Origin of the sequence: Sulfurimonas sp. HSL3-7, from assembly GCF_039645985.1 — a bacterium.
Classification (GTDB): domain Bacteria; phylum Campylobacterota; class Campylobacteria; order Campylobacterales; family Sulfurimonadaceae; genus Sulfonitrofixus; species Sulfonitrofixus jiaomeiensis.
Genome location: NZ_CP147919.1, coordinates 774,785 through 797,252, shown reverse-complemented (window position 1 = coordinate 797,252; position 22,468 = coordinate 774,785). Strand labels below are relative to the sequence as shown.

The following is a 22,468-nucleotide window of genomic DNA, read 5'->3' as shown; positions in this document are numbered from 1 at the left end:
GTTTAATATGACACCATGTCACACAAAAGAGCAATGCGTTCAATTTCTGCAGCAATATTAGAGAAGTTTGATAGAAGATAAGTATAATTACCTTTATGATCCGAAAAGTCTTTAAAAAACGAAACAGCAACAGCAAACTTGATGCTATCATTGACAAATACCATATTCCAAGAGAGTACCTTAGTGTCAACCGCAACTCTGTCTCGAAGGCTGTTTTGATCGGCATTTTTTTTGCCTTTATCCCCATGCCGATGCAGATGCTGGCCGTTGTCCTGATGATCCCTTTCATAAAGTTCAACGTACCGATCGGTGTCAGTCTGGTCTGGATCACCAACCCTATTACGATGCCCTTTATCTTCTACGGCGAACTCATTATTGGTGATCTTTTGACACTTAGTCCGATCAACCAGGACCTTGACTTTATGGTCGAGCTCTTTACGATGGATTGGTTCACCACCGACTTTTTGTCCAAATTGATGGAGATCGTCGTCCCGATGTATCTTGGTGCACTTTTTACCGCGGTCGTTTTATCAATAAGCGGATATTACCTCGTCCGTTACTTATGGTGGCGTTCAGTCCACCACCAAAAGCTCAAACGGGAAGAACGTTTTCATACGAAACCGTAGTCAATCGAGCTACGAGCTACGAGCTATGAACAATATATTACCCGTCTTTAACGAGTAAAGCGATGTTAAAACAGCTTTGTATAAAAACTGAAAGAGTGGTGTAATTGCAAGGGTCTGAGTGAGGAAGCGTACATCGGTACGCAACGAAGGAAGCAACGCAGCAAGTGCGCCGCTATTTTAGTTTTTAGAAGTGTCTACAATTTTGTTTGCAGAGATCCATGGCATCATCTCACGAAGCTTAACACCAGTCTGCTCAATCAAAGAAGCACGTGCATTGGTGCGCTCAGCGTTCATACGCGGGTAACCTGCTTGACCTTCAAGGATAAAATCTTTTGCAAAACGGCCGTCTTGGATCTCTTTAAGGATCTCTTTCATTGCCGCTTTTGATTCGTCGTTGATAACACGTTTACCGGAAACATAGTCACCGTATTCAGCTGTATTAGAGATTGAGTAACGCATGTCAGCGATACCGCCCTCGAACATAAGGTCAACGATAAGTTTAAGTTCGTGCAGACACTCGAAGTATGCCATTTCAGGAGCATAACCTGCTTCTGTCAATGTTTCGAAACCGGCTTGTACCAGCGCTGAAGCACCACCACAAAGAACAGCTTGCTCACCGAAAAGATCCGTCTCCGTCTCATCTTTGAACGTTGTTTCGATAATCGCTGTACGACCGCCACCGATTGCAGATGCATAAGAAAGTGCCAGCTCTTTAGTCGTACCGCTTGGATCCTGACCGATAGCGATAAGGTCAGGGATACCGCCGCCACGAACAAACTCAGAACGTACCGTGTGACCTGGAGCTTTTGGCGCGATCATTGTGACATTGATGTCCGCTCTTGGGATGATGCGACCGTAGTGAATGTTGAAACCGTGACCGAAAGCGATTGTAGCGCCCTCTTTAAGGTTTGGCTCGATCTCATTTGCATAGATCTCAGACTGGTTTTCATCAGGAAGAAGGATCATGACTACATCAGCAGCCGCAGAAGCTTCTGCTACTGTCATAACTTTGAAATTTTTTGCTTCAGCTTTAGCCCAGCTTGAACCGCCTTTGCGAAGACCAACGACAACTTCTACACCACTGTCACGAAGGTTTTCCGCGTGTGCGTGCCCTTGTGAACCAAAACCGATCATTGCAACCGTTTTGCCCTTAATAATATCGATATTACAATCTTTGTCATAGTAAACATTCAATGCCATGAATCGTCCTTCATCATATGCCATTTTGAGGCGAAAATTTCGCGGATTATACCCTAACTAACTATAAAGTTTGTTTACGTAGAACTTAGTTTACACAGCTTAAGAATCTCTTTTAATATAGTGGTGCTAAAATTCAAAATCAAAAATTATCGGATACCTACAAAATGAAAAAGTTCAACCTTTTAAAAGAGATCATTGTTATTTCAAGAGAAGCGCTTCTGAAAGCGATCAACACCAATAAAGAGTTTGCCGTAAGTTACAGGGGCGATGTCGTCTACCCACCCTACGGTGAGAAAGAGATCTTTGTTTTCAGAGGGACGGCTTCAGCACCAAAGGCCTCCGCTTTGACGCTGCCTAGAGCGCAAACTATTTCAGATATTTTGGGGAAGGAGTACAAGGTCGTTGAAGATGAAGATCGTGTCCTTATCAAAGCAGCCGGCAATTGGCAGGCACTGATCGGCATCAATACGCCAAACTCCGATTATGACGACACGACCGGTGACGGTATCTCTGAATTTGCTGATGAGCAGCTAGAAGAGATGGGTTGGCATGCAACGGATTTCAATATCGACTATCGTGCCATCGTTTCGCATCTCGAAGAGAACGTCGATGGCGTCTTGTTCTGTATTGAGAGAGATGAACCCTACCAATTCAGCGGCCTCGGATATATCTTTGACATCGAAAATGCACGCCGTCTGACCTTTGCATATTGTCAAAACATCATTAAAGAGAAACTGGCCAATGACCCTGATTTTGCACCGGACAATCTCACCGATGACGAAGAGCAGGTAGCTCGTTTTTTCGAGTGTCTATAACAGGCTGACACCCGATATCGACCATTCGTCACGTGTTATGACGAAGCCACCGCTCCAAAATAATCTTTGCCGCGATCGAATCGACCCGTCCGTCGCGCTTGTACTTCATCCCGCCCTTCATCATTGCTTCGGCTTCAAGTGAACTGTCCGCTTCGTCCTGGTAATACACCGGCCCATTAAAATTCACCAGGTTCATAAAATGCGCCACTCTGCGTCGCATCTCGTCTTCCGCGCTACCACCCATCGGGATGCCGACGACAACGGCATCGGCTTCCCATTCGTCAATGATCTTTTTCACGGCGGCAGCGGCCTGGTTGCGATTTTTACGCTCAACCGCTTCCAATGGTGTAACGATGTCCTGCCCGCCGCTGTAGGCCAGACCGATCCGTTTCAGTCCCAGATCAATTGCAACTATTTTCATTTTCTCTTCATCCTTGCTCTATCACGTTTTTGACCTGCTGGGCAAGATCATTTTCCCAGACAGAATGAGCCGAACATCTTGTCAAGCATCTCTTCGTTATCAAAAGGTCGTGTAATCGAAGCCATAGCACGGATAGCACGGTTCATGTGGAAAGAGAAGATCTCAAGGTCCTGATCACCGAGCGGACCGATCGCCTCATTGATCTCTGTGAGCGTATTTTTTACCGCGTCGATCTGGCGTGAGGAGATAAGCATGATCTCGTCCGAGACATTTTGTCTATCCATGATCGCTTTCAAAGTCTCTATAAGTGTTGCCGCATCTTCTTTGGCACTGATGCCCATAGGCGAAAAAGACGCAATAGCCGTTCGATCAAACTGCTGTCCGAGGTCCTGTTTGTTGACCGCACAGACAAAGGCCTTCTCATCCTTATGCTCTTTCATCAGATCGATGATCTTTCGGTCCTCTTCGTCTAGAACACGGCTGCCGTCAAAAATAGCAATAACGATATCGCTCTCTTCGACTGCTTCAATACTGCGTTCGATCCCGATTCGTTCGATCTCGTCACCCGCTTCACGGATACCAGCCGTATCGACGATGCGGATCAGATGCGAACCTATTTTAACCTGTTCTTCGATAGTGTCGCGTGTCGTACCGGCAATGTCACTGACAATCGCACGGTTGTAATTAAGCAGTGAGTTCAGCAGCGAGCTTTTGCCGACGTTCGGTTTGCCGATCAAAGAGACTTTAAAACCCTGCATCAGTCCCTGGCGACTCTCGCTTGCCTGCAGTGTTCTCTGCAAATTTTTAGAGATTGTACTCAGGCGTGCCTGTATCTGTTCTATAAGATCAAGCGGCAGATCCTCTTCGGCATAATCAATGGTCACTTCGGAATAGGCCAAAGCATGTAAAAGCTGATCGCGCACCTCTTCGACATAGTGACGCAATGACCCCTTCATCTGTTTGGCCAGGATCTTCGCCGCATCGGCACTTTTCGCTTCGATGAGCTGGGCGATCGCTTCGGCTTCCGTAAGATCAATGCGTCCGTTCATGAATGCGCGTTTTGAGAACTCACCCGGTTCAGCCAGTCGGGCACCCGCATCGAGTGTTGCCTGAAGGATCTCCTGCGCAACAACGGCACCACCGTGGCACTGAAATTCGACAACGTCTTCACCGCTGAAACTGTTAGGACCCTGGAAGTAGATCGTGATACTCTCGTCTATCAGTTCGTTATCGGCATCATACAGGGAGGTCAAGTGTGCATGTCTCGGCACTAAAGTCTCTCTCTTCGTCAAGGTCTTGGCAATGTGAAGAGCATTCTCTCCGCTCAGACGGATAATGGCAATAGAGCCGACCCCGTACGCCGTAGCAATAGCTGTAATAGTATCGTTCATCAAAAATCCATAAAAGTGTATTTGAAAGTGTAACTAAATTTTGCAGTAGGTGGATATAGAAAAACGACCAAAGTAGATCAAACCCAGATATAAAAGTTTTAGATTTAGTGCAGGTTGTACCGAAATAATCCCGAAGACGCACAAATGTGCGTCGAGTGGTGAAGTGGGTCTGTCCCTACGGGTATCGGTGCAAGATGCGCCGAAGCTAAAACTTTAATAAGCGTTGTAGCCGTTGACGATAATGAACTTCGAACCGTCTCGTGTCGAGCGGATGGCGACATACTTGTCCGGGTATTGATCGCGCAGCTGTTTGAGCGCGATCTGGACAAGGACGCCGTCGAGGATCTTAGTCTGGGCACGGCCGTCACGCTCGATCGCCTCGCAGACACCTACCAGATAACGGGTGATAGACTCTTCCTGGTTTTTCAGGAACTCTGCGATCTCAAGACGAAGCTGAAGTCCGTATTTGGCATTGATCCAGTTAAAGATCATGTAAGAGAGTGCTTTGTAACGATACCCCTCTTTACCGATCAGCAGCGCCGCATCAGGACCATTAAAATCGATCATCAGGGTATTCTCGTCATAGACGCTGACCTCGATCTCATTAAGTTCAAAACAGATATTGGCAAAAAGGGCATTGATCTGCTCTTTGACTTCGTGAGCGATCGTTTCAATGTCTTCAAAAGGTTCTTCCTCTTCGTCGTCAAACATCCCTTCAATCGCATCTTCGATATAGTCGTTCTGCTCATCTTCTTCGTCCTGGTCTGTCACAAATGATTCAGGTAAGATGGTGTCATTCAAGATACGCTGTCTAGGCATTTCAGGCTCTTTTTCTGTCACCTTTTCATCGTGGATCTCTTCTGCGACAGTGCTCGCTTCTTCCGGTTCGGCTATTTTTTCTTTGATCGGTGCGGCTGACTGAGGCTCTGTTTTGCGTGTAGCAACGATAATGGCACTTTTAGAAAAGAACCCTAATAAACCGCTTGATGGGTACTGAACAATTTCGACTTGAAGCTGTGTGACAGAGCACCCCAGCTTTTCCGCTGCTTGAGAGTAGGCAGCTTCAAGCGATTTTGATTCAATCTTGATCATTACGCTGCGCCTCCCGACTCTTTCGCCTTTTTGATCGCTTCAAACTGTTTATTGACCATAAACTGTTGTGCGATCGAGAAGATATTGTTTACGAACCAGTAAAGTACCAGACCCGACGGGAAGGTAATAAAAAAGAACGTAAAGATAACTGGCAGGTACTTAAAGATCTTCTCTTGCATCGGATCCGTAAAGTTGTTCGGCGTGATATGCTGCTGATAAAACATCGTCGCACCCATCAGGATCGGCAGGATGAAGTACGGGTCCATACGGGAAAGATCGTTCACCCACATGATCCATGGCGCACCCTGCAGCTCGACCGCGTTAAGAAGGACGCGATAGATCGCGAAGAAGACAGGGATCTGCAGCAGAAGCGGCAGACAGCCGCCGAGCGGATTGGCACCGTGTTTCTTGTAGGTCTCCATCACCGCCGCGTTCATACGCTGCGGATCGCCTTTATATTTGGCTTGGATCTCTTTGACCTTAGGCGCGATATCTTTCATCTTCTGCATAGAGAGCATCCCTTTATAGGTCAGTGGGAAAAGTACCATACGGATCAATATTGTCAAAGCGATGATCGCCCAGCCCCAGTTGCCGAAGATACCGTGCAGCCACATCAGCACCTTGAAAAGCGGTGCAGCAGCAAAGGTGAACCAGCCGTATTCGATCGCATTGGTAAGTACTGGATCGATCTTTTCAAGAATCTTGTAGTCTTTCGGCCCGATATAGCCATTGAATGCAAAGTTTTTAGAGCCGTCAACATAGACGATCGGATTGCTGTCGCGATCGCGGTCAACCGTGACAGTGACATCTGGAGTCAATCCGTAAAAGATCGATGCAAAATACTGGTCAAACGATGACGTAAGATGCACATCGCTAAAGGTCTTGCGTCCTTCGGCATCTTCATCTTCAACAATGTCGGTCAGACTGTCGCCGTGATAAACCATGGCACCATGTACGGCCATCATCATCTGGCCTTCTCGAAGAACATGCTGTCCCAGATAAACAAAATAACGCGTGTCAGAAGAGAGGGCGATATTGATGTCATAGTGACCATCATCATAGATCGTCAACTTTTTGACAACGGTCTGGTTTGTCAGTTTTTGTTCCATTGTAACGACAACTGAACCGCCCTCTTTCAGCGTTGCTTCACGTACATTGGTCGTGTATGGCGTCTTGCGGGACTCTTTATCCAGATCAACATCAGCAAAACGGATATGAAGAGGCTTGGTCCCCACCTGCGCGACCATCTCTGAGTGGATATTATCGTTGTTGTTAAACTTCTCATCTTTGAGAATCTTGGAAGCGATGCGACCTAGTGTATCGATCTTCATGCTGAAATGTTCAGATTCGATGTTGACTAGAACAGTTGAATCGGTTGACGGGAGCTGTTCATCAGCTGAAATAGCATGCTCAAGAGTGGCGTTCGGAATTGACGGACTGCTTGCATTTGCAGCAGCACTCTGCGTTTTTTCAGTTGCATTGGCTTCAAGGTTTACTTGTTCCGGAGGAAAAATAGCGGTATACGCCACAAAAAAGACAAATGAGAGGACAACAGCCAAAATCAGACGTTGGTTAGCAGACATATTGTTTAGCAAGGACTACCCTTTAAATAGGAAATTTTTTATAATGAAATATTGCTTGTTCTTTGTAGGAACGAGCCAGTACTTTATCGAATTTATGGTTAAATTTTCCGGTTTTTCACAGAATTTTTGTTTTTGGGGATAATCTATTCCGCCTGGAAACAGTTGGTTGCATGAAAGTATACGTAAAGCTGTTTTGTAAAATGCGGTATGGAGCGGGTTCTCTTCAAATTGCCATTTGGCGTATTCGGAGCATGTAGGATAATACCGACAGCTGCCATAACCGATTAAAGTAAAAAACTTTTGGTAGATGGCGAGGATACTAAGAAGAACTTTTCTGATCATCTTTTATGCTGCCTGCATGTTTTAAAATCTTGATAAAATCAGATTTTAACTGTTCATATGAGGTCGAGGCCAAAGCCTCTTTTGCGACCAAAACGTAGCTTCCGTCTTCCAGACGATGGCACTCTTCAGCAAATATAGCGCGTAGTCGGCGTTTTGAACGATTGCGCACAACGGCGTTGCCTACTTTTTTGCTGGCTGTAAAACCGTATTTTCGCACTCCCTTTTGCGGGAGATAGAAAAGAACCAGAGAGCGCGAGTGCACACTTTTGCCCCGTCTGTAGACGAATTGAAACTCGCCGTTAGTTTTGAGAATCAAAAAACTGCTTAAACAGTTAGTGATTTTCTACCTTTTGCACGACGACGGTTGATAATACGACGACCGTTTTTAGTTGCCATACGAGCTCTAAAACCGTGCGTACGTTTACGTGGCGTATTATGTGGTTGGTATGTTCTTTTCATTACCATATCCTTAAATAATTTTTAGCTCGCAATAATATGCAATCCTTACTTAAAGAGTGGTTAAGGTTGGGAGTTTAATGGAAAATTACCGCTTTCTTGCTTCATTTTTTAGCTCGAATGGCGGAGCAACTGTTCACGCCTGCCTTCAATTAACAAAAGAAAGCGCACCAAAACAGGCATACCTACTCTAAAAGAAAATCCCGCAGTGGTGCCTGCACATGAGACTGGTCATGCGCGTTGCTGATGTCAAGCAGTTCCTGCTTCATCTTCATATGACAATCTTTGCACCCCTGGATCACTTGGTGCTCTTTTACGCCGTTGTTGATCTTATTCATAGGGTGGCAGGCGAAACAGTCGCTGCCGCAATCGGCCATGGCATTTGGATCGACACCGTGACAATTGATGCAGGTCAGCATGGGTTTGTGCCGCAGGTCGTTTTGGATATTTTTTTCCAGCGCGGGATGACAGGTAAGGCAATCACCGGTGCATCCGAAAAGAGAAGCGGTCAAAAAGATTAATACGGAGAGGATTTTTTTCATGAAGCAATTATACTTTATAAAAAGTGAACCAAGACTAACGCGCCAGAGAGAAAAACTTCTCCTCTCAGCTGATCTTCACACTGATCTCATCGCCTCTCGCATCGAACGCGACCGTGCTGCCTTCACTGACCTCGCCGCCGAGGATCAGGTCGGCCAGGCGGTCTTCGACAATCTCGTAAAGAGCCCGTTTCAGCGGACGGGCACCATAGACCGGGTCGAAGCCGGCTTTGGCGATAACCGCCTTGGCCGCGTCGCTAAGCGTCAGGGTGATGTCACGTTCGGCAACCTTGTCTGCGATCTCCTTGAAGAAGAGCCCGACAATGCCGGTAATTTCACGCTCGCCCAGCGGGTTGAAGATGACCGTGTCATCCAGACGGTTCAGAAACTCCGGCTTGAACTTTGATTTCAGCTCACCCATCACCACATTTTCCAGTCCCGGATCACCCTGCATTGTCATGATCTTGTCGCTGGCGATATTGGAGGTCAATATGATGATGGTATTGGTAAAGTCGACCGTCACCCCTTTGTTGTCCGTCAAACGACCGTCGTCAAGCACCTGCAGGAGCATATTGAAAACATCAGGGTGCGCCTTTTCGACCTCGTCGAAAAGGACAACACTGTACGGCTTGCGGCGTACCGCTTCAGTGAGCTGTCCGCCTTCATCATAACCGACATACCCCGGAGGCGCACCGACAAGACGCGAGACGGCGTGCTTCTCCATATACTCGCTCATGTCAAAACGGATCAGTGCATCCTGCGAATCGAAAAGGAACTTTGCCAAGGTCTTTGCCGTCTGTGTTTTACCTACCCCAGTCGGTCCAAGGAACATAAACGAACCGATAGGACGATCTTTGTCCGAAAGGCCCGCTTTGTTACGTTTGATCGCACGCGCCACCGCGAAGGTCGCTTTCTCTTGGCCGATGACATCCTTATCCAGCTCTTCTTGGATATGCAGGATCTTCTCTTTTTCACTTTGGAGCATCTTCGTCACCGGAATACCTGTCCATCGGCTGATAATACCGGCGATGGACTCTTCATCAACACTGTTTTTGAGAAGCACACCCTCTTTTTGCATCTCTTTCCATTTCTCTTGCAAAGAGCTCTCTTCCTCATTGAGTTTCGGGATATCCCCGTACTCGATCGCTGCCGCCTTTTCGAAGTCACCATTATTTTTAGCCAGCTCTGCCGCTCGTCGTTTTGACTCAATATCGTTTTTGATGTTGGCTATACGTTCAAAAACCGTTTTTTCCTGCTCAAACTGCGTCTCCAGAGTGCGTTTCTTCTCTTCGGCATCGGCCAGCTCTTTTTTGATCTCTTCGATACGTTTTTCGTTCGATGCGCTTTCATCCATTTTCAAGGCTTCGCGCTCGACCTGCAGCTCTTGGACCTCGCGCTTTACGGCAGCAAGGACATTAGGCTCCGATTCGATCTGCATCTTCAGTTCCGCCGCTGCTTCATCGATGAGATCGATCGCCTTGTCCGGTAGGAAACGATCCCCGATATAACGTTCGGAGAGTTTAGCCGCTGCGATCAGCGCCGAATCGGTGATCGTGACGTTGTGGTGGGCCTCCAGCCGCTCTTTGATGCCGCGCAGGATCTGAAGCGACTGGTTGATCGTCGGCTCGGCCACATTGACCGGCTGAAATCGGCGCTGGAGTGCCGCATCTTTTTCGAAGTACTTTCGGTACTCTTTGAGCGTTGTCGCTCCGATGGTATGAAGCTCGCCTCGGGCAAGTGCCGGTTTCAGGATGTTGGCCGCATCCATTCCGCCCTCGCCGGCACCTGCACCGACAATAGTATGGATCTCATCGATAAAGAGAATGATATTGCCGCTCTTTTTCACCTCGTCGATCACCGCTTTGAGGCGGTCTTCAAATTCGCCGCGATACTTCGCTCCCGCGATCAGCGCTGACATATCAAGCGCGACGACCCGTTTGTTTTGCAGACTTAAAGGTACCTCTTTATTATAAATGCGTTGCGCCAATCCTTCTGCCAGCGCAGTCTTTCCGACGCCCGGTTCGCCCAAAAGAATAGGATTGTTCTTCGTCTTACGGATCAGGATCTGCATCATACGGCTGATCTCTTCATCACGGCCGATCACCGGGGCCAATTTCCCCTCCCCCGCTTCAGCGGTAAGGTCGATACCGTATTTTGAAAGACTTTCAAGATTCTCATCCGCTGTTTGCGATTCGATCTTTTGACCGCCGCGCATCGCTTCAAAAGTTTTGGCGAACTCCATCATGTCAACATATTTGGAGAGTATGCCTTTGAACGGTTCTTCCTGCACATTGGCAAGGATAAATGTATCGACCGCCAGAAAGCTGTCGCCCGTTTTTGTCATCTCGCCCACACCGCGCTCCAAGGCCTGCACCAGCGGCCGTGAGATTCGGATATTCTCTTTTGAGACTGATGATGATTTCGGCAGCTTGTCCGCTACGGACCTTACATCGAGTTCGATCGCTGTCTTATCCACATTCATTTTGTTAAATGCCTGGTTCAGTACCGAATTACTGTTAGTAAGCAGTGCCCAAAAAAAGTGGATAGGCTCTACTTCCATATTTTTATTATGCAACGCCAAAGAGAGCGCCGACTCGACCGATTCCGTCATTTGATGTGTCAGTTTTTCAAAAATTGTATTCATTTATTCATTCCTTCTTATTTCGTAGATGAAAATTATTATATCAACTTGAGTCATATATTGTCAAGTAAAGTTGATATCATATGACTAAAGGTTACTCTCTTCAGCTGATAAACGCTCTATTATATCCCTCTTTTACGCCTGGAAATCTTCTCGTATCTGCTATAAAAATTCTCCTCATTCACGCTCATATCACCGCTTTAGACTTGGATAATTATAACAGCACTTGTAAATGGTTTCAGTATTTGTTAATTAACCAACATTTAACTATAATATCACCTTCTAAAATCACTAGCCGGATTGGTTATTAATGAAAAACAAAAAATTTATGCTTTTAGGTGCTTTGAGTGCTGTTCTTGCAGCAGGCCTCACTTTCGGTTCAACCCTTTTTGCGAAAGAGATAAAAGCTGAACCTGCCGGTCAGCCAACTGTTGAGGCGTCACGTCTTCAAGCTCTTGCCAAGTTCACGAAAGTCCTCAGTATTGTTGAAAAATACAATGTCGACGGCCTTACGATCGAAGAGCTTATGGACAAATCACTGAAAGGAATGATGACGAACCTTGATGCGCATTCCAGCTATCTTGACAGCAAAAGTTTTGAGAACCTGAAAGTCCAGACCAACGGCGAGTTCGGCGGTTTGGGTATTACTGTCGGAATGAAAGACGGCGCGCTCACTGTTATCGCACCTATTGAAGGGACACCCGCAGACAAGGCAGGCATGAAGGCTGGCGACATTATCTTAAAGATCGATGACAAATCGACGCTAAGCATGGGACTGGATGAAGCCGTCAACATCATGCGCGGTAAAAAAGGCACCCCGATCGACCTGACTATCGTACGCGAAGGTGAAAGCAAACCGCTCTCTATCCATATTGTCCGTGATATCATCAAGATCGAATCGGTTTATGCCAAGACAATTGATGACAACATTCTCTATATCCGCGTCACCAGTTTTGATAAAAAAGTGGTAGAGGATGTCTCCACCGCGATCAAAAAGCATCAGTCGGACACAAAGGGGATCATCCTCGATCTTCGCAACAATCCGGGCGGCCTGCTCGATCAAGCCGTTGGGCTTGTCGATCTTTTTGTAGACAGCGGTGATATCGTTTCTCAAAAGGGGCGCGATACTCGTGAAAACGAGACCTACAAGGCTCATGCTGACAAAACTTTGACAAAAGTACCTCTGATTGTTCTTGTCAACGGCGGCAGCGCATCGGCATCAGAGATCGTCAGCGGTGCACTACAAGACCATAAACGTGGTGTTATCCTTGGAACAAAGACGTTTGGTAAAGGTTCCGTGCAGGTCATTCTGCCGGTAACAGACACCGATGCTATCAAGCTCACCGTTGCGCGTTACTACCTCCCTAGCGGACGCACGATTCAAGCTGTCGGTGTCACACCGGACATCACCGTCCTGGCCGGACAGGTTGACACACATGAAAACAACTTTTCTCTCAAAGAAGCCGACCTTAAACAGCACCTTGAAAGTGAGCTGGAAAAGGTAGACGGCAAGAAAGAAGAGAAGCAGACAAAAGAAGATGACAAAAACATCATCACCCAAGAGCAGCTTATCAAAGACATTCAACTTAAAGAGGGGACTGACATCATCAAAGCCCTCATCATTGTAAAAGGATAATCCATGGAAAAACAAGAACTTCTCTACGAAGGTAAAGCAAAGAAACTTTTCACCACCAGCGACCCCGAGATTTTGATCTCCGAGTTTAAAGATGACCTTACCGCGTTTAACGGTGCCAAAAAGTCCAGTGAAGCAGGTAAAGGTGTCCTGAACAACAAGATCTCTACAGAACTTTTTAAAGTCCTGGAATCACATGGGATCCCGACGCACTTTATTGAGATGATGGATGACAACCACATGCTGCATAAACGCGTTGACGTTATCCTGATCGAAGTGATCGTTCGCAATATTGCAACGGGGAGTCTCAGCCGCAACCTTGGTATTGAAGATGGCAAAGTACTGCCGTTTACACTTGTTGAGTTTGATTACAAGAACGATGAGCTCGGCGACCCGAAACTGAACGATCAGCATGCACTTATTCTGGGCCTTGTGGATTTTCAGGATGAACTGGACAAGCTGCGCCGTATGGCACGCCAGGTGAATGACATCCTGAAACCTTACTTTGCCGAAAAAGGGCTTAACCTGGTTGACTTCAAGCTGGAGTTCGGAAAAGACAAAGAGGGCAACATCATCCTGGTTGATGAAATCTCTCCCGACAACTGCCGTTTTTGGGACATGAAGACCGGCGAAAAGATGGATAAAGACCGTTTCCGCCAAGGCCTCGGCGGGCTAACGCTTGCTTACGAAGAAGTACTTAACAGAATTTTAAACTAAGAAGGAAAACAATGACTGCAATTATCAATATCTCACTCAAAAACGGTGTACTGGACTCTCAAGGAAAAGCGGTGCACCACGCACTGGGTTCGCTGCATTTTGATAACGTCGAAGACGTTCGTGTCGGGCGCCAGATCGTCATGAAGCTTAATTCAAAAGATACGGCTTCTGCCAAAGAAGAGGTAACAAATATGTGTGAAGAGCTCCTTGCCAACACGGTTATCGAAGATTACGAAATCGAGATCATTGCATAATGAAAGTAGGTATCGTTCAATTTCCCGGAACCAACTGCGAGTACGATACACAGTACGCTTTTGAAAAGCTGGGTGCAAGCACGCAGATCCTTTGGCACAGAGAGACAGAGATCCCCGATGACATCGAACTTGTTGTTATCGCCGGAGGCTTCTCGTACGGCGACTACCTTCGTTCGGGCGCTATCGCATCTAAAGCGCCTATCATGAAAGCCGTCAAGGCCCATGCCGAAGCAGGTAAAAAGGTGCTCGGTATCTGTAACGGGTTCCAGGTCCTGACAGAGACCCACCTGCTTCCGGGTGCACTTAAACGTAACGAACACCTTCACTTCATCTCAAAACACCACCATCTTAAAGTGGTCAGCAACAGCAATGATTTCTTGTCCAAATTTGAAAAGGGTGATGTCGTCAACATTCCAATTGCACACCACGACGGCAACTTCTTCATTGATGATGAGGGGCTTAAAGAGATGTATGCCAATGAGCAGGTCCTATTGCACTACTGTGACCAAAACGGCGAGATTTCGAACCCTAACGGTTCGGTAGACAGTATTGCCGGCATCTGCAACAAAGAGAAAAATGTTTTCGGTCTTATGCCGCACCCTGAGCGTGCAATGGAAGAGGTTCTCGGTTCTGCCGATGGTGTGAAGATGCTTGAAGGACTGATGTAGTTTTGAAAAGATTACTGCTGCTCTTTTCACTGCTTTTTACTGTTCTGTTTGCACCGACAGCACTGCAGGCAAAACAGAAAGTGATCTATCTTTCCTACAGTGACGATCTTCCGGAGCGCGTTTTTAACGGTGAGTTTTTTCCTGTTACAATCAAGACCCTATCGACCATCGGTCAGCATCACATGCTAAAATACAGCTTTACAGGAGGACGTGGTGCACGTCTGCAGAACAAGGTACCTGACCGCGAAGACAAAGGGACCTATGTCCTTGACACCTTCTACTTTTTAGCGACATCCAGCACCATTGTCCTGCCCGATATTACAGCCTCTATCGATTCCGAGAGATCAAGCTTGGGCGGAGAGAGTATTGAAGGGGTTTCGCTCAACCCCGACAATAAATTTGCCAATATATTGGCTGACAGCTTTCACATCACTGCCGTCGATGCCAAAAAATATGACAATAAACACAATATTTTAACCTTTGACGCAGAGGCAGAGCATTGTAATATCAAGGCCTTTAAACTCCATGGCGTAGAAGACCAGGGGTTTGAAAGTGTTAATGATGGCATTAAAAAGGCCAAAATGACCTATTATGCTGTCCTGCCAAAGAAGTATGAGAAGCTTGAATTCACCTACTTTGACCTTGAAAAAGAGCGTTACATGAAGGTCCGTATTCCGATTGAGGTTATCGACGATTCCGTCTCGACACAAAGCGATCTTAAACCGACAGAAAACAAAAACTATATCATCAAGATGGCTGTTGCAGCCGTCATCATTGTCATCGCCTTGGTACTCTTGATCGTCTATCGAAAATGGTGGATCACTCTTTTTATTATTATTCCGGGTATTTACATAGCACTTCAGGCGGCCCCTGCTGAAAACATCTGCGTTAATGCCGATACCCCTGTCTACCTTCTGCCGATAGAGAATGCCACCGTGTTCGATATCGTCTCGTCACAAGGCAGTTTTGAGGTCAAACACAGTGTAAAAGGGTACAAACAGATTACCTATAATAAAAAGATCGGATGGATTAGTGAAGACGATATTTGCTCGCATTAACTGGTTTTATGATCTGATCATAATCTTTATCGGCTTAACGCTCAAGATAATAACATGGCCTTTTGTGCCCAAACCTTACGGTTCGAAGATCGCCTCCTGCTTCATCCATACCTTCATGTTTAATCCGGTCAGAACAGTAGGCAAGATCGACCCTGATGCCCAGATGCTGATTGCGAACCATCAGAGTGATATCGACATCTCCTCTTTGGAGTGTTCGACAAAGCGCGATCTTGTCTGGGTAGCAAAAAAAGAGCTCTTCAGCGTACCATTTTTCGGTCTTGCTATCCGCATCTCGGATGACATCCCTGTAGATCGTGACAGCAAGGCGGCCCTTGTTTCATTGGTCAGAGAAAGCAAAAAACGTATTGATCAAGGACGTTGTGTTGTCATGTTCCCTGAGGGGACCCGTTCCAATGGTAAAAAGATGCGCCCCTTCAAACCCGGTGCAAAGATGGTTGCTGACACGCATGGGCTTCGTGTCCAGCCCGTCGTACTGATCAACACGGCACGCTATTTTGATCTAAAAAACAGAAGTGGTCAGACCGGTCCTATTACTGTCGTCTATCTTGACTCATTTGTCGCCTCAAAAGATGATGCAAACTGGCTCTCTGATCTCCAGGTGAAAATGCAAATTGTCTATGATGAGTACCTCGCAAAACTGGACAGCTAGATGAGCTGGCACGACTTCTCTGTTATATTCAAGGATCAAAGCCGTTCGCACTGCGATGACGCTGCGTGCTCTTCAGCAAAGGACCTACACCTTGCTCTACAACGCTTGAAAGTATTTGCCAAATGAGTTGGCAGACACTTTTAGCTATCGGTGCCGGAGGTTTTATAGGCGCTATACTGCGCGCCTATCTGAACGGTCTTGTTTCGCACCATATTCCGCATACCCTCCCCTTCGGAACGCTCAGTGTCAATCTTATCGGCTCACTGGCTATCGGCATCCTCTTCGCTCTTTTCGCCAACACGACGCAGGAGAGTCTACTCTCGGTCGAGATGAAGTCTTTCCTGACCACGGGGCTTCTCGGTGCATTGACGACCTATTCCACCTTTGCGATGGAAAGTTTTTTCCTGCTGCAGGGAGGAAGTTACCTCCTCGCCGCCGCCAATATGGCACTCAATCTTTTCGGTACGGTTCTTATGGCCGGTTTGGGTTTCAACCTAACCTCCGCACTCTTTAAATAACCGCGACAAGATGCTTTTAAGCATCCCCTTTCATGGTTCCACTGCCGCTATAAAAGCGTTGTAATCCGACTCGGAATGGAAGATAAAAGTAACGTCGATGTCGTAAGTTTGCAACGCTTCTTGGACGGCATTGAAAGCCGTCTCTGCTGCTTCGCGTTTGGGATAACCATAGACACCTGTTGAGATGGCCGGAAAGGCGATGCTCTTACATCCTACGATTGCAGCCTCTTTCAAGCTGTTAACGTAACAGTTACGCAGCAGCTCTTGACAGGACCCGCCGCATGAACTATAGATAGGCCCCACAGTATGCACCACGTAGTCAGCCGGCATATTGCCCGCCGTCGTTACCACCGCCTCACCTGTCGGTAGGCCATCAGGATAACGGCTCTGCCTTATCGCACGGCAAGCTTCCAAAACCCCTCCGCCGCCCGCACGGTGGATCGCTCCGTCAACACCGCCGCCGCCCAGTAGCGAACTGTTGGCCGCATTGACAACGGCACAGACCTTCTCTTGCGTGATATCCCCGACTTTTGCTTCAATGTGTTCCGTAAGTTTTTTCGCAATCTGTGGCATCTGCACTCCTGTATCGATCAATCTTAACACAGTTTCAACTTATTGACAAAAGAGTACTAAAATAGAGAACAGCGTCGCTTGCATTCCATAAGTTCCACTTCCTGACGCTTGGGCGTCTCATCTATTATCTGTTTTTTAAAGGCTGCCCTGTGTCATTCTGAATCTTTTGATCTTATCGAGATAATCATCAAGGTTTTCAAAACGATGGTTGCCGCCTTCTTCAACGATAATCGCTGAACCTTCGTATTTCTCCTGTGCCTTGGTATAGTCCAAAACCTCGTCACCCGTCTGAAGCAGCACCAGGTAGCGTTTCGGATCATTCAATCGTCCGACGGCAAATTCAAAAAGGCTGTTGAGATGGTCGCGTGTGAATTCAAACGCATCACCACTGCACCAGTAGTGGTTGGTCCCCACATAAGGAGCCAATGTGATAAACGGCTGTGTTGAAGGGTTGATCAGTACCGTTTTGATCCCGTACTGTTCAACGAAATAGGTCGCATAAAAACCGCCCAGTGAGGAGCCGATGATCAGGTCGATATCATTATCGAAAATCTGTCGGCGGATAAAATCGATCGCCTCGTGAGGATCAACCGGCAGATCGGGTGATAGGACGTTATTTTCACCAAAATACTTTTTTAGCAATTGGGTCTTGGTCGAGTTACCGCAGGAGGCGAAACCGTGCAGATAGAGGATCATCTACACTCCGATCTCGATGATTTCGTCCGCACACCAGCGGGCAAGGTCGAGTTCATGGGTGATCAGCAGCATTGCCGTCTTGTCAAGATGTTTGATGAGCAGTTTCATCACGTCAAGCTGTATCACATTATCGAGTGCCGAAGTGGGTTCATCCAGCAGAAGCAGCTCCGGCTTCATCAGCAGGGCCCTCACGATGGAGCAGCGCTGAAGCTGTCCGCCGGAGAGTTCATGCGGCCGTTTCAGCAATAAAGAGTATTCGAGCTTCATCTCATCAAGATAACGCTCCAGCCCGTCAAGGGAAGCCACATCTTTGATCTGGTTTATGATGCTGTAAAAGGGGTGAAACGAGGTGTAAGGGTCTTGGAATACCTCGGAAGCACGTGAAGCGGTCAGTGTGCCGTCGAGCGGTTTTAGGTTGCCGAGGACTAGCTCAAAAAGTGTGCTTTTGCCGGAACCGCTTGCGCCGACAACCGCCTTGACCTCACCGCGTTTCAGCGTTAAAGAGAGATCCTTAAAAAGCATCTTATCCTTGGTGTAGCCGAAGCACAGCTGCTTTATCTCAAGAACCGGGTTCAACGTATCTGACCACTTCCGTAGATCTTGAACTTGTAGGTGGTCAGCCCTTCGATTCCCATCGGTCCGCGCGCATGCAGTTTGTTGGTCGAGATGCCGACCTCCGCTCCGAAACCGAAAGCACCCCCGTCGGTAAAACGGGTAGAAGCATTGACATAGACCGCCGCCGCATCGATGGCATTCAGAAAATGCTCTGCCGCGGTGTAGTTCTCTGTCACAATCGCTTCCGAATGCCCTGAACTGAACCGGACGATATGCTCGATTGCGCCTTCAACACCGTCAACCACTTTGATGTTAAGGATATTGGCAAGATACTCCGTATCATAATCCTCATCCGTTGCATGGGCAACGTCAATGATCGCCTGGGTTCTGTCACACCCTTTTAATTCAGTCATCGTCTCGTCAAATGCCATCTTCAGTTTCGGCAGTGTCTCTTTTGCTATGGCGCTGTCAACAAGAAGGGTCTCCATCGCATTACAGACACCCGGACGGTCCACTTTTGCGTTGATGGCAATAGAGATCGCCTTGCCGATATTGGCATCTTTGTCGATATAGGTGTGACACTGTCCTTTGTCGTGTTTGACCACCGGCACCGTCGCATTCTCACTAACATAACGGATCAGTCCGGCACCGCCGCGAGGAACAATAAGGTCGACATACTTGTCCATCTTGATCAGTTTGGACACACCCTCGCGCGACGCATCCGGCAAGAGTGAGATCAGCGCTTCGGGAAGATCGTTTTTACGCAGGACGGCGCGCAAAACATCGGCGATCACCGCATTCGAGTGTTCTGCCTCCTTACCGCCTTTCAATACACAGACGTTGGCTGATTTAAAACAGAGTGCCGCCGTATCGGACGTTACATTCGGGCGCGACTCGTAGATAATCCCGATCACGCCGATAGGAATACTCACCTTCTCTATCTTGAGCCCGTCATCGGTGACCCAGCCGTCAAGCACCCGACCGACCGGTTCTTTGAGTGCAGCGATCTCTTCAATAGCGACCGCCATGGCATCGATGCGTTTCTCGTCCAGATAGAGGCGGTCTTTCAGCGATGCCGCCAGATTATTCTCGTCGGCGGCTCGCATATCTTTGGCATTCTCTTCGATGATGTTCATTGTGTTGGCCCGCAAGCCTTCTGCCATCTCACGCAAGATGCGGTTTTTGTCATGCCCGCTAAGCAGAGCTAAAACGCGTGAACTCTCTTTTGCTGTTTGTAAAAATTGTTCCATATCAGTTCCAATACGCTTATAGATTTATATAATTATAGCGAAGAGTTTTTAAGCCGTGTGTCTCAATTTTGGAATAGGCCAACTGCAGTTACCCTCCCTCATTGTCAGACTTGATGACTAGTTTTTGGCATACTTCTCAATGATCTTCACGATACGGCCGTTGTCTTCTTCATCAGCGAGATCGGAAGCGCTCATCTCTTCATCATTGATATAACGGTTACTCGCACCGCCCTTTATCAAAGCCCAGACCGCATCTTCATTGTTATATTTTGCCGCTATATGAAGCGGCGTTGCCCTGTGTTTATTGACCGCATCGACCTTTGCGCCGTACTCTATCAACAGACGGACGGCAACGGCACTTCCACCTTCAGCAGCTTTATGTAAAGGGGTGTTGCCCTCATTGTCTTCGGTATTAATGACGGCGCCATGCTGCAAAAGGCTCATGATCATCTTGTTATTACCCATATAGGCTGCAATGAACAGTGCGCTCTGGCCGTTTATCATCTCGACATTGCTCATCGCACCTCTGTTTAAAAGGAGTTCTACTGTTTTGAAATGTTCATTGTAAACAGCGAGGATCAGAGGGGTCTGCTTGTATTTTTCATTTGGCAGATCAATCGCCACACCGGCATCGATCTCTTTTTGTAACGCGTTGAGATCACCGTTTGTTGCGGCATCATGGATCGGTGCGGCATGAAGTGCAGAAAGTGCGATCAGATAAGCAGACAGTATATGTTTCATGTTGTATTAGCCTAGCATTAGATTTTGTTATGCCATTCTAACGACTTTAGCTGAAACGGGTGCTGATAGATCTGGTTTTTTTTGAAGTTATAAAGAAGGTGTGAGGGGAAAACAGCACAAGGCTGTTTTCAAAGAAGTTTAGTCGATCTCTGCGTCGATCACATCATCATCAGCTTTTTTAGCCGATTCAGACGCTTGCGCGTTCTCATCTTTTTTATACATCTGTTCTGCAAGCTTGTGGCTTACTTCTGTCAATGTTTTGACCTTCTCTTCGATCTGCTCTTTTGTTGCAGATTCATCTTTCAATGTCGCTTTCAGATCCTCGATAGCCGCTTCGATCTTCTCTTTTTCCGCAGCATCGACACTCTCACCTGCTTCCGCAAGTGTTTTTTCTGTCTGTGCGACAAGGGCATCTGCCTGATTGCGCAGATCGACGATCGCTTTACGTTTTTCATCTTCCGCTTTGTGTTTCTCGGCATCCTGCACCATTTGGTTGATCTCCTCTTCGCTTAGACCTGAAGAGCCTGAAATCGTGATCGATTGCGATTTACCTGTGCCTTTGTCCGTTGAGCTTACTGTCAAGATACCATTCGCATCGATATCAAATGTCACCTCGATCTGTGGCACACCGCGTGGCGCTGCAGGAATATCTCCCAATTCAAACATACCGAGTGACTTGTTGTCTCTGGCAAACTCGCGTTCACCTTGAACAACGCTGATAGAAACCGCCGGCTGGTTATCTTCCGCTGTTGAGAAGACCTGCGATTTTTTGACCGGGATTGTTGTCCCTTTTTCGATAATCTTGGTTGCGACACCGCCAAGTGTCTCGATACCAAGGCTAAGCGGTGTAACGTCCAGAAGAAGGACATCTTTGACATCACCTGTCAGTACCCCGCCCTGGATCGCGGCACCAAGAGCCACAACCTCATCCGGGTTAACCGACTTGTTAAGCTCTTTTCCGCCGAACTCGGCAGAGACTTTCTCTTGTGCAAGCGGAACACGGATCGAACCACCGACCATGATCACCTCATTGATCTCATTTTTATCAAGATCGGCATCTTTGAGCGCCGTATTGATATGGCTGATCGTCTCATCGATCAGTTTTGCGATCATCCCTTCGAACTTAGCACGTGTCAGTTTAACGACAAGGTGCTTAGGACCGGTCGCATCCGCCGTGATGAACGGCAGGTTGATCTCTGTCTCAGAAGCCGAAGAAAGCTCTTTTTTCGCTGTTTCAGCCGCATCCTTCAAACGCTGAAGAGCCATTTTGTCCGCTTTAAGGTCGATACCGTGATCCGATTTGAATTCAGATGCCAGGAAATCAACGATCTTGTTATCGAAGTCATCCCCGCCCAGGAAGGCATTACCGTCTGTTGAAAGGACTTCGAAAGTACCGTCAGAGATCTCAAGTGTCGTAACGTCAAACGTACCGCCACCAAGGTCATAAACGAGAACATTCTCTTCCGCTTTGCTGTCAAGACCGTATGCCAGTGCCGAAGCTGTCGGCTCATTGATGATACGAAGGACATTAAGACCGGCGATCGTTCCCGCCTCTTTCGTCGCTTTACGCTGTGCATCGTTAAAGTAAGCTGGAACCGTAATAACAGCATCCGTAACCGGCTGACCGAGGTAGGCTTCTGCATCTTCTTTCAGCTTTGTGAGGATCTTTGCAGAGATCTCCTGTGGCGTATAGACCTTACCGGCGACATCGACCGCTGCCATACCGTTTTTATCGACGATTTTATAGGTGACTTTGTCATGCGCCTCTTTGGCTTTCTCTTCGTTCATCATCAGACCCATAATACGTTTTACCGAATAGATCGTCTTGTCCGGGTTTGTGATCGCCTGGCGTTTTGCAGGATCACCTACAAGAACCTCGCCTTTGTCCGTGAAAGCGACGACGGATGGCGTCGTGTTCTTACCCTCTTTATTCGGGATGATCTTCGCCTCGCCACCTTCGTAGACTGCTACTGCCGAGTTTGTTGTTCCTAAGTCAATTCCAATTACTTTTGCCATTGTATATCCTTTT

25 protein-coding genes are annotated in these 22,468 nt (G+C 47.3%); 9 read left to right on the top strand and 16 right to left on the bottom strand.

Annotation, left to right across the window (positions count from 1 at the left end; genetic code table 11):
• The first annotated feature begins 95 nt into the window (after positions 1-95).
• Positions 96-626, top strand: coding sequence for a DUF2062 domain-containing protein (locus WCY20_RS04090; protein WP_345977200.1), 531 nt, complete (start codon positions 96-98; stop codon positions 624-626).
• A gap of 177 nt (positions 627-803) precedes the next feature.
• On the opposite strand, the gene ilvC is transcribed toward WCY20_RS04090, so the two are convergent.
• On the bottom strand, positions 804-1,826 hold the full coding sequence (gene ilvC / locus WCY20_RS04085) for a ketol-acid reductoisomerase (protein ID WP_345977198.1): 1,023 nt from the start codon (positions 1,824-1,826) through the stop codon (positions 804-806).
• A gap of 164 nt (positions 1,827-1,990) precedes the next feature.
• Between ilvC and WCY20_RS04080 the strand changes: the two genes are divergently transcribed.
• Positions 1,991-2,641: a hypothetical protein gene (locus tag WCY20_RS04080; RefSeq protein ID WP_345977197.1), complete on the top strand. Its 651-nt coding sequence runs from the start codon at positions 1,991-1,993 to the stop codon at positions 2,639-2,641.
• 28 nt (positions 2,642-2,669) lie between these two features.
• Here the strand turns inward: WCY20_RS04080 and ruvX are convergent, their stop codons facing one another.
• From ruvX to WCY20_RS04035, 9 genes are all read right to left on the bottom strand, one after another.
• Positions 2,670-3,062, bottom strand: a complete 393-nt coding sequence (gene ruvX / locus WCY20_RS04075; RefSeq protein WP_345977195.1) for a Holliday junction resolvase RuvX — start codon at positions 3,060-3,062, stop codon at positions 2,670-2,672.
• Between the two features lie 47 nt (positions 3,063-3,109).
• Positions 3,110-4,453 (bottom strand): tRNA uridine-5-carboxymethylaminomethyl(34) synthesis GTPase MnmE, encoded by a 1,344-nt coding sequence (gene mnmE / locus WCY20_RS04070; protein ID WP_345977193.1) that lies wholly within the window; start codon positions 4,451-4,453, stop codon positions 3,110-3,112.
• A 213-nt stretch (positions 4,454-4,666) separates the two neighbouring features.
• Positions 4,667-5,545 carry a Jag N-terminal domain-containing protein gene (locus tag WCY20_RS04065; RefSeq protein ID WP_345977191.1) on the bottom strand — a complete coding sequence of 293 codons (879 nt, stop codon included), beginning with the start codon at positions 5,543-5,545 and terminating at the stop codon, positions 4,667-4,669.
• A complete protein-coding gene (gene yidC / locus WCY20_RS04060; RefSeq protein ID WP_345977190.1) occupies positions 5,545-7,128 on the bottom strand; it encodes a membrane protein insertase YidC in 1,584 nt (527 codons plus the stop codon). Before yidC ends, WCY20_RS04065 begins: the two co-directional genes overlap by 1 nt.
• Before the next feature lie 15 nt (positions 7,129-7,143).
• On the bottom strand, positions 7,144-7,470 hold the full coding sequence (gene yidD, locus WCY20_RS04055) for a membrane protein insertion efficiency factor YidD (protein ID WP_345977188.1): 327 nt from the start codon (positions 7,468-7,470) through the stop codon (positions 7,144-7,146).
• Positions 7,448-7,786, bottom strand: a complete 339-nt coding sequence (gene rnpA, locus WCY20_RS04050; protein WP_345977186.1) for a ribonuclease P protein component — start codon at positions 7,784-7,786, stop codon at positions 7,448-7,450. Before rnpA ends, yidD begins: the two co-directional genes overlap by 23 nt.
• A gap of 8 nt (positions 7,787-7,794) precedes the next feature.
• The gene (gene rpmH / locus WCY20_RS04045; RefSeq protein ID WP_275856444.1) at positions 7,795-7,929 is read right to left on the bottom strand and encodes a 50S ribosomal protein L34; all 135 of its coding nucleotides are present in this window, start codon (positions 7,927-7,929) and stop codon (positions 7,795-7,797) included.
• A gap of 182 nt (positions 7,930-8,111) precedes the next feature.
• Positions 8,112-8,468 carry a hypothetical protein gene (locus tag WCY20_RS04040; protein ID WP_345977185.1) on the bottom strand — a complete coding sequence of 119 codons (357 nt, stop codon included), beginning with the start codon at positions 8,466-8,468 and terminating at the stop codon, positions 8,112-8,114.
• 64 nt (positions 8,469-8,532) lie between these two features.
• Positions 8,533-11,109 (bottom strand): AAA family ATPase, encoded by a 2,577-nt coding sequence (locus WCY20_RS04035; RefSeq protein ID WP_345977184.1) that lies wholly within the window; start codon positions 11,107-11,109, stop codon positions 8,533-8,535.
• Positions 11,110-11,416: 307 nt separating this feature from the next.
• Here WCY20_RS04035 and WCY20_RS04030 point away from each other — a divergent pair, with 307 nt between their 5' ends.
• From WCY20_RS04030 to crcB, 7 genes are all read left to right on the top strand, one after another.
• Positions 11,417-12,742: a S41 family peptidase gene (locus WCY20_RS04030; RefSeq protein ID WP_345977183.1), complete on the top strand. Its 1,326-nt coding sequence runs from the start codon at positions 11,417-11,419 to the stop codon at positions 12,740-12,742.
• Positions 12,743-12,745: 3 nt separating this feature from the next.
• On the top strand, positions 12,746-13,456 hold the full coding sequence (purC, locus tag WCY20_RS04025; RefSeq protein ID WP_345977182.1) for a phosphoribosylaminoimidazolesuccinocarboxamide synthase: 711 nt from the start codon (positions 12,746-12,748) through the stop codon (positions 13,454-13,456).
• A gap of 11 nt (positions 13,457-13,467) precedes the next feature.
• The gene (purS, locus tag WCY20_RS04020; protein ID WP_345977180.1) at positions 13,468-13,710 is read left to right on the top strand and encodes a phosphoribosylformylglycinamidine synthase subunit PurS; all 243 of its coding nucleotides are present in this window, start codon (positions 13,468-13,470) and stop codon (positions 13,708-13,710) included.
• Positions 13,710-14,378 (top strand): phosphoribosylformylglycinamidine synthase subunit PurQ, encoded by a 669-nt coding sequence (purQ, locus tag WCY20_RS04015; RefSeq protein ID WP_345977179.1) that lies wholly within the window; start codon positions 13,710-13,712, stop codon positions 14,376-14,378. Before purS ends, purQ begins: the two co-directional genes overlap by 1 nt.
• 2 nt (positions 14,379-14,380) lie before the next feature.
• Positions 14,381-15,436, top strand: a complete 1,056-nt coding sequence (locus WCY20_RS04010) for a hypothetical protein (protein WP_345977178.1) — start codon at positions 14,381-14,383, stop codon at positions 15,434-15,436.
• A complete protein-coding gene (locus WCY20_RS04005) occupies positions 15,411-16,106 on the top strand; it encodes a lysophospholipid acyltransferase family protein (RefSeq protein ID WP_345977176.1) in 696 nt (231 codons plus the stop codon). The genes WCY20_RS04010 and WCY20_RS04005 overlap by 26 nt, the downstream gene beginning before the upstream one ends.
• A gap of 122 nt (positions 16,107-16,228) precedes the next feature.
• Positions 16,229-16,624: a fluoride efflux transporter CrcB gene (gene crcB / locus WCY20_RS04000; protein WP_345977174.1), complete on the top strand. Its 396-nt coding sequence runs from the start codon at positions 16,229-16,231 to the stop codon at positions 16,622-16,624.
• Positions 16,625-16,654: 30 nt separating this feature from the next.
• Here the strand turns inward: crcB and WCY20_RS03995 are convergent, their stop codons facing one another.
• The 6 genes from WCY20_RS03995 to dnaK form a co-directional block, all read right to left on the bottom strand.
• Positions 16,655-17,197: an O-acetyl-ADP-ribose deacetylase gene (locus WCY20_RS03995; RefSeq protein ID WP_345977172.1), complete on the bottom strand. Its 543-nt coding sequence runs from the start codon at positions 17,195-17,197 to the stop codon at positions 16,655-16,657.
• 135 nt (positions 17,198-17,332) lie between these two features.
• The gene (locus tag WCY20_RS03990) at positions 17,333-17,893 is read right to left on the bottom strand and encodes a YqiA/YcfP family alpha/beta fold hydrolase (RefSeq protein ID WP_345977171.1); all 561 of its coding nucleotides are present in this window, start codon (positions 17,891-17,893) and stop codon (positions 17,333-17,335) included.
• Entirely contained in the window at positions 17,894-18,415 is a 522-nt protein-coding gene (locus tag WCY20_RS03985; RefSeq protein ID WP_345977170.1) for an ATP-binding cassette domain-containing protein, read from the bottom strand.
• Between the two features lie 50 nt (positions 18,416-18,465).
• Positions 18,466-19,698 carry a glutamate-5-semialdehyde dehydrogenase gene (locus tag WCY20_RS03980; protein WP_345977169.1) on the bottom strand — a complete coding sequence of 411 codons (1,233 nt, stop codon included), beginning with the start codon at positions 19,696-19,698 and terminating at the stop codon, positions 18,466-18,468.
• Between the two features lie 117 nt (positions 19,699-19,815).
• The gene (locus tag WCY20_RS03975) at positions 19,816-20,439 is read right to left on the bottom strand and encodes an ankyrin repeat domain-containing protein (protein ID WP_345977167.1); all 624 of its coding nucleotides are present in this window, start codon (positions 20,437-20,439) and stop codon (positions 19,816-19,818) included.
• A 138-nt stretch (positions 20,440-20,577) separates the two neighbouring features.
• A complete protein-coding gene (dnaK, locus tag WCY20_RS03970) occupies positions 20,578-22,455 on the bottom strand; it encodes a molecular chaperone DnaK (RefSeq protein WP_345977165.1) in 1,878 nt (625 codons plus the stop codon).
• Positions 22,456-22,468 lie beyond the last annotated feature (13 nt).

What these genes read in the sequence shown, in the direction of transcription:
- crcB (WP_345977174.1), top strand. Translation starts at nt 16,229, where the DNA reads ATGAGTTGGCAGACACTTTTAGCTATCGGTGCCGGAGGTTTTATAGGC.
- WCY20_RS04080 (WP_345977197.1), top strand. Translation starts at nt 1,991, where the DNA reads ATGAAAAAGTTCAACCTTTTAAAAGAGATCATTGTTATTTCAAGAGAA.
- purC (WP_345977182.1), top strand. Translation starts at nt 12,746, where the DNA reads ATGGAAAAACAAGAACTTCTCTACGAAGGTAAAGCAAAGAAACTTTTC.
- purQ (WP_345977179.1), top strand. Translation starts at nt 13,710, where the DNA reads ATGAAAGTAGGTATCGTTCAATTTCCCGGAACCAACTGCGAGTACGAT.
- yidC (WP_345977190.1), bottom strand. Translation starts at nt 7,128, where the DNA reads ATGTCTGCTAACCAACGTCTGATTTTGGCTGTTGTCCTCTCATTTGTC.
- WCY20_RS03975 (WP_345977167.1), bottom strand. Translation starts at nt 20,439, where the DNA reads ATGAAACATATACTGTCTGCTTATCTGATCGCACTTTCTGCACTTCAT.
- WCY20_RS03980 (WP_345977169.1), bottom strand. Translation starts at nt 19,698, where the DNA reads ATGGAACAATTTTTACAAACAGCAAAAGAGAGTTCACGCGTTTTAGCT.
- WCY20_RS04090 (WP_345977200.1), top strand. Translation starts at nt 96, where the DNA reads ATGATCCGAAAAGTCTTTAAAAAACGAAACAGCAACAGCAAACTTGAT.
- rpmH (WP_275856444.1), bottom strand. Translation starts at nt 7,929, where the DNA reads ATGAAAAGAACATACCAACCACATAATACGCCACGTAAACGTACGCAC.
- WCY20_RS04040 (WP_345977185.1), bottom strand. Translation starts at nt 8,468, where the DNA reads ATGAAAAAAATCCTCTCCGTATTAATCTTTTTGACCGCTTCTCTTTTC.
- ilvC (WP_345977198.1), bottom strand. Translation starts at nt 1,826, where the DNA reads ATGGCATTGAATGTTTACTATGACAAAGATTGTAATATCGATATTATT.
- mnmE (WP_345977193.1), bottom strand. Translation starts at nt 4,453, where the DNA reads ATGAACGATACTATTACAGCTATTGCTACGGCGTACGGGGTCGGCTCT.
- purS (WP_345977180.1), top strand. Translation starts at nt 13,468, where the DNA reads ATGACTGCAATTATCAATATCTCACTCAAAAACGGTGTACTGGACTCT.
- WCY20_RS03995 (WP_345977172.1), bottom strand. Translation starts at nt 17,197, where the DNA reads ATGCCACAGATTGCGAAAAAACTTACGGAACACATTGAAGCAAAAGTC.
- yidD (WP_345977188.1), bottom strand. Translation starts at nt 7,470, where the DNA reads ATGATCAGAAAAGTTCTTCTTAGTATCCTCGCCATCTACCAAAAGTTT.
- ruvX (WP_345977195.1), bottom strand. Translation starts at nt 3,062, where the DNA reads ATGAAAATAGTTGCAATTGATCTGGGACTGAAACGGATCGGTCTGGCC.
- WCY20_RS04065 (WP_345977191.1), bottom strand. Translation starts at nt 5,545, where the DNA reads ATGATCAAGATTGAATCAAAATCGCTTGAAGCTGCCTACTCTCAAGCA.
- WCY20_RS03990 (WP_345977171.1), bottom strand. Translation starts at nt 17,893, where the DNA reads ATGATCCTCTATCTGCACGGTTTCGCCTCCTGCGGTAACTCGACCAAG.
- WCY20_RS04030 (WP_345977183.1), top strand. Translation starts at nt 11,417, where the DNA reads ATGAAAAACAAAAAATTTATGCTTTTAGGTGCTTTGAGTGCTGTTCTT.
- dnaK (WP_345977165.1), bottom strand. Translation starts at nt 22,455, where the DNA reads ATGGCAAAAGTAATTGGAATTGACTTAGGAACAACAAACTCGGCAGTA.
- WCY20_RS04035 (WP_345977184.1), bottom strand. Translation starts at nt 11,109, where the DNA reads ATGAATACAATTTTTGAAAAACTGACACATCAAATGACGGAATCGGTC.
- WCY20_RS03985 (WP_345977170.1), bottom strand. Translation starts at nt 18,415, where the DNA reads ATGCTTTTTAAGGATCTCTCTTTAACGCTGAAACGCGGTGAGGTCAAG.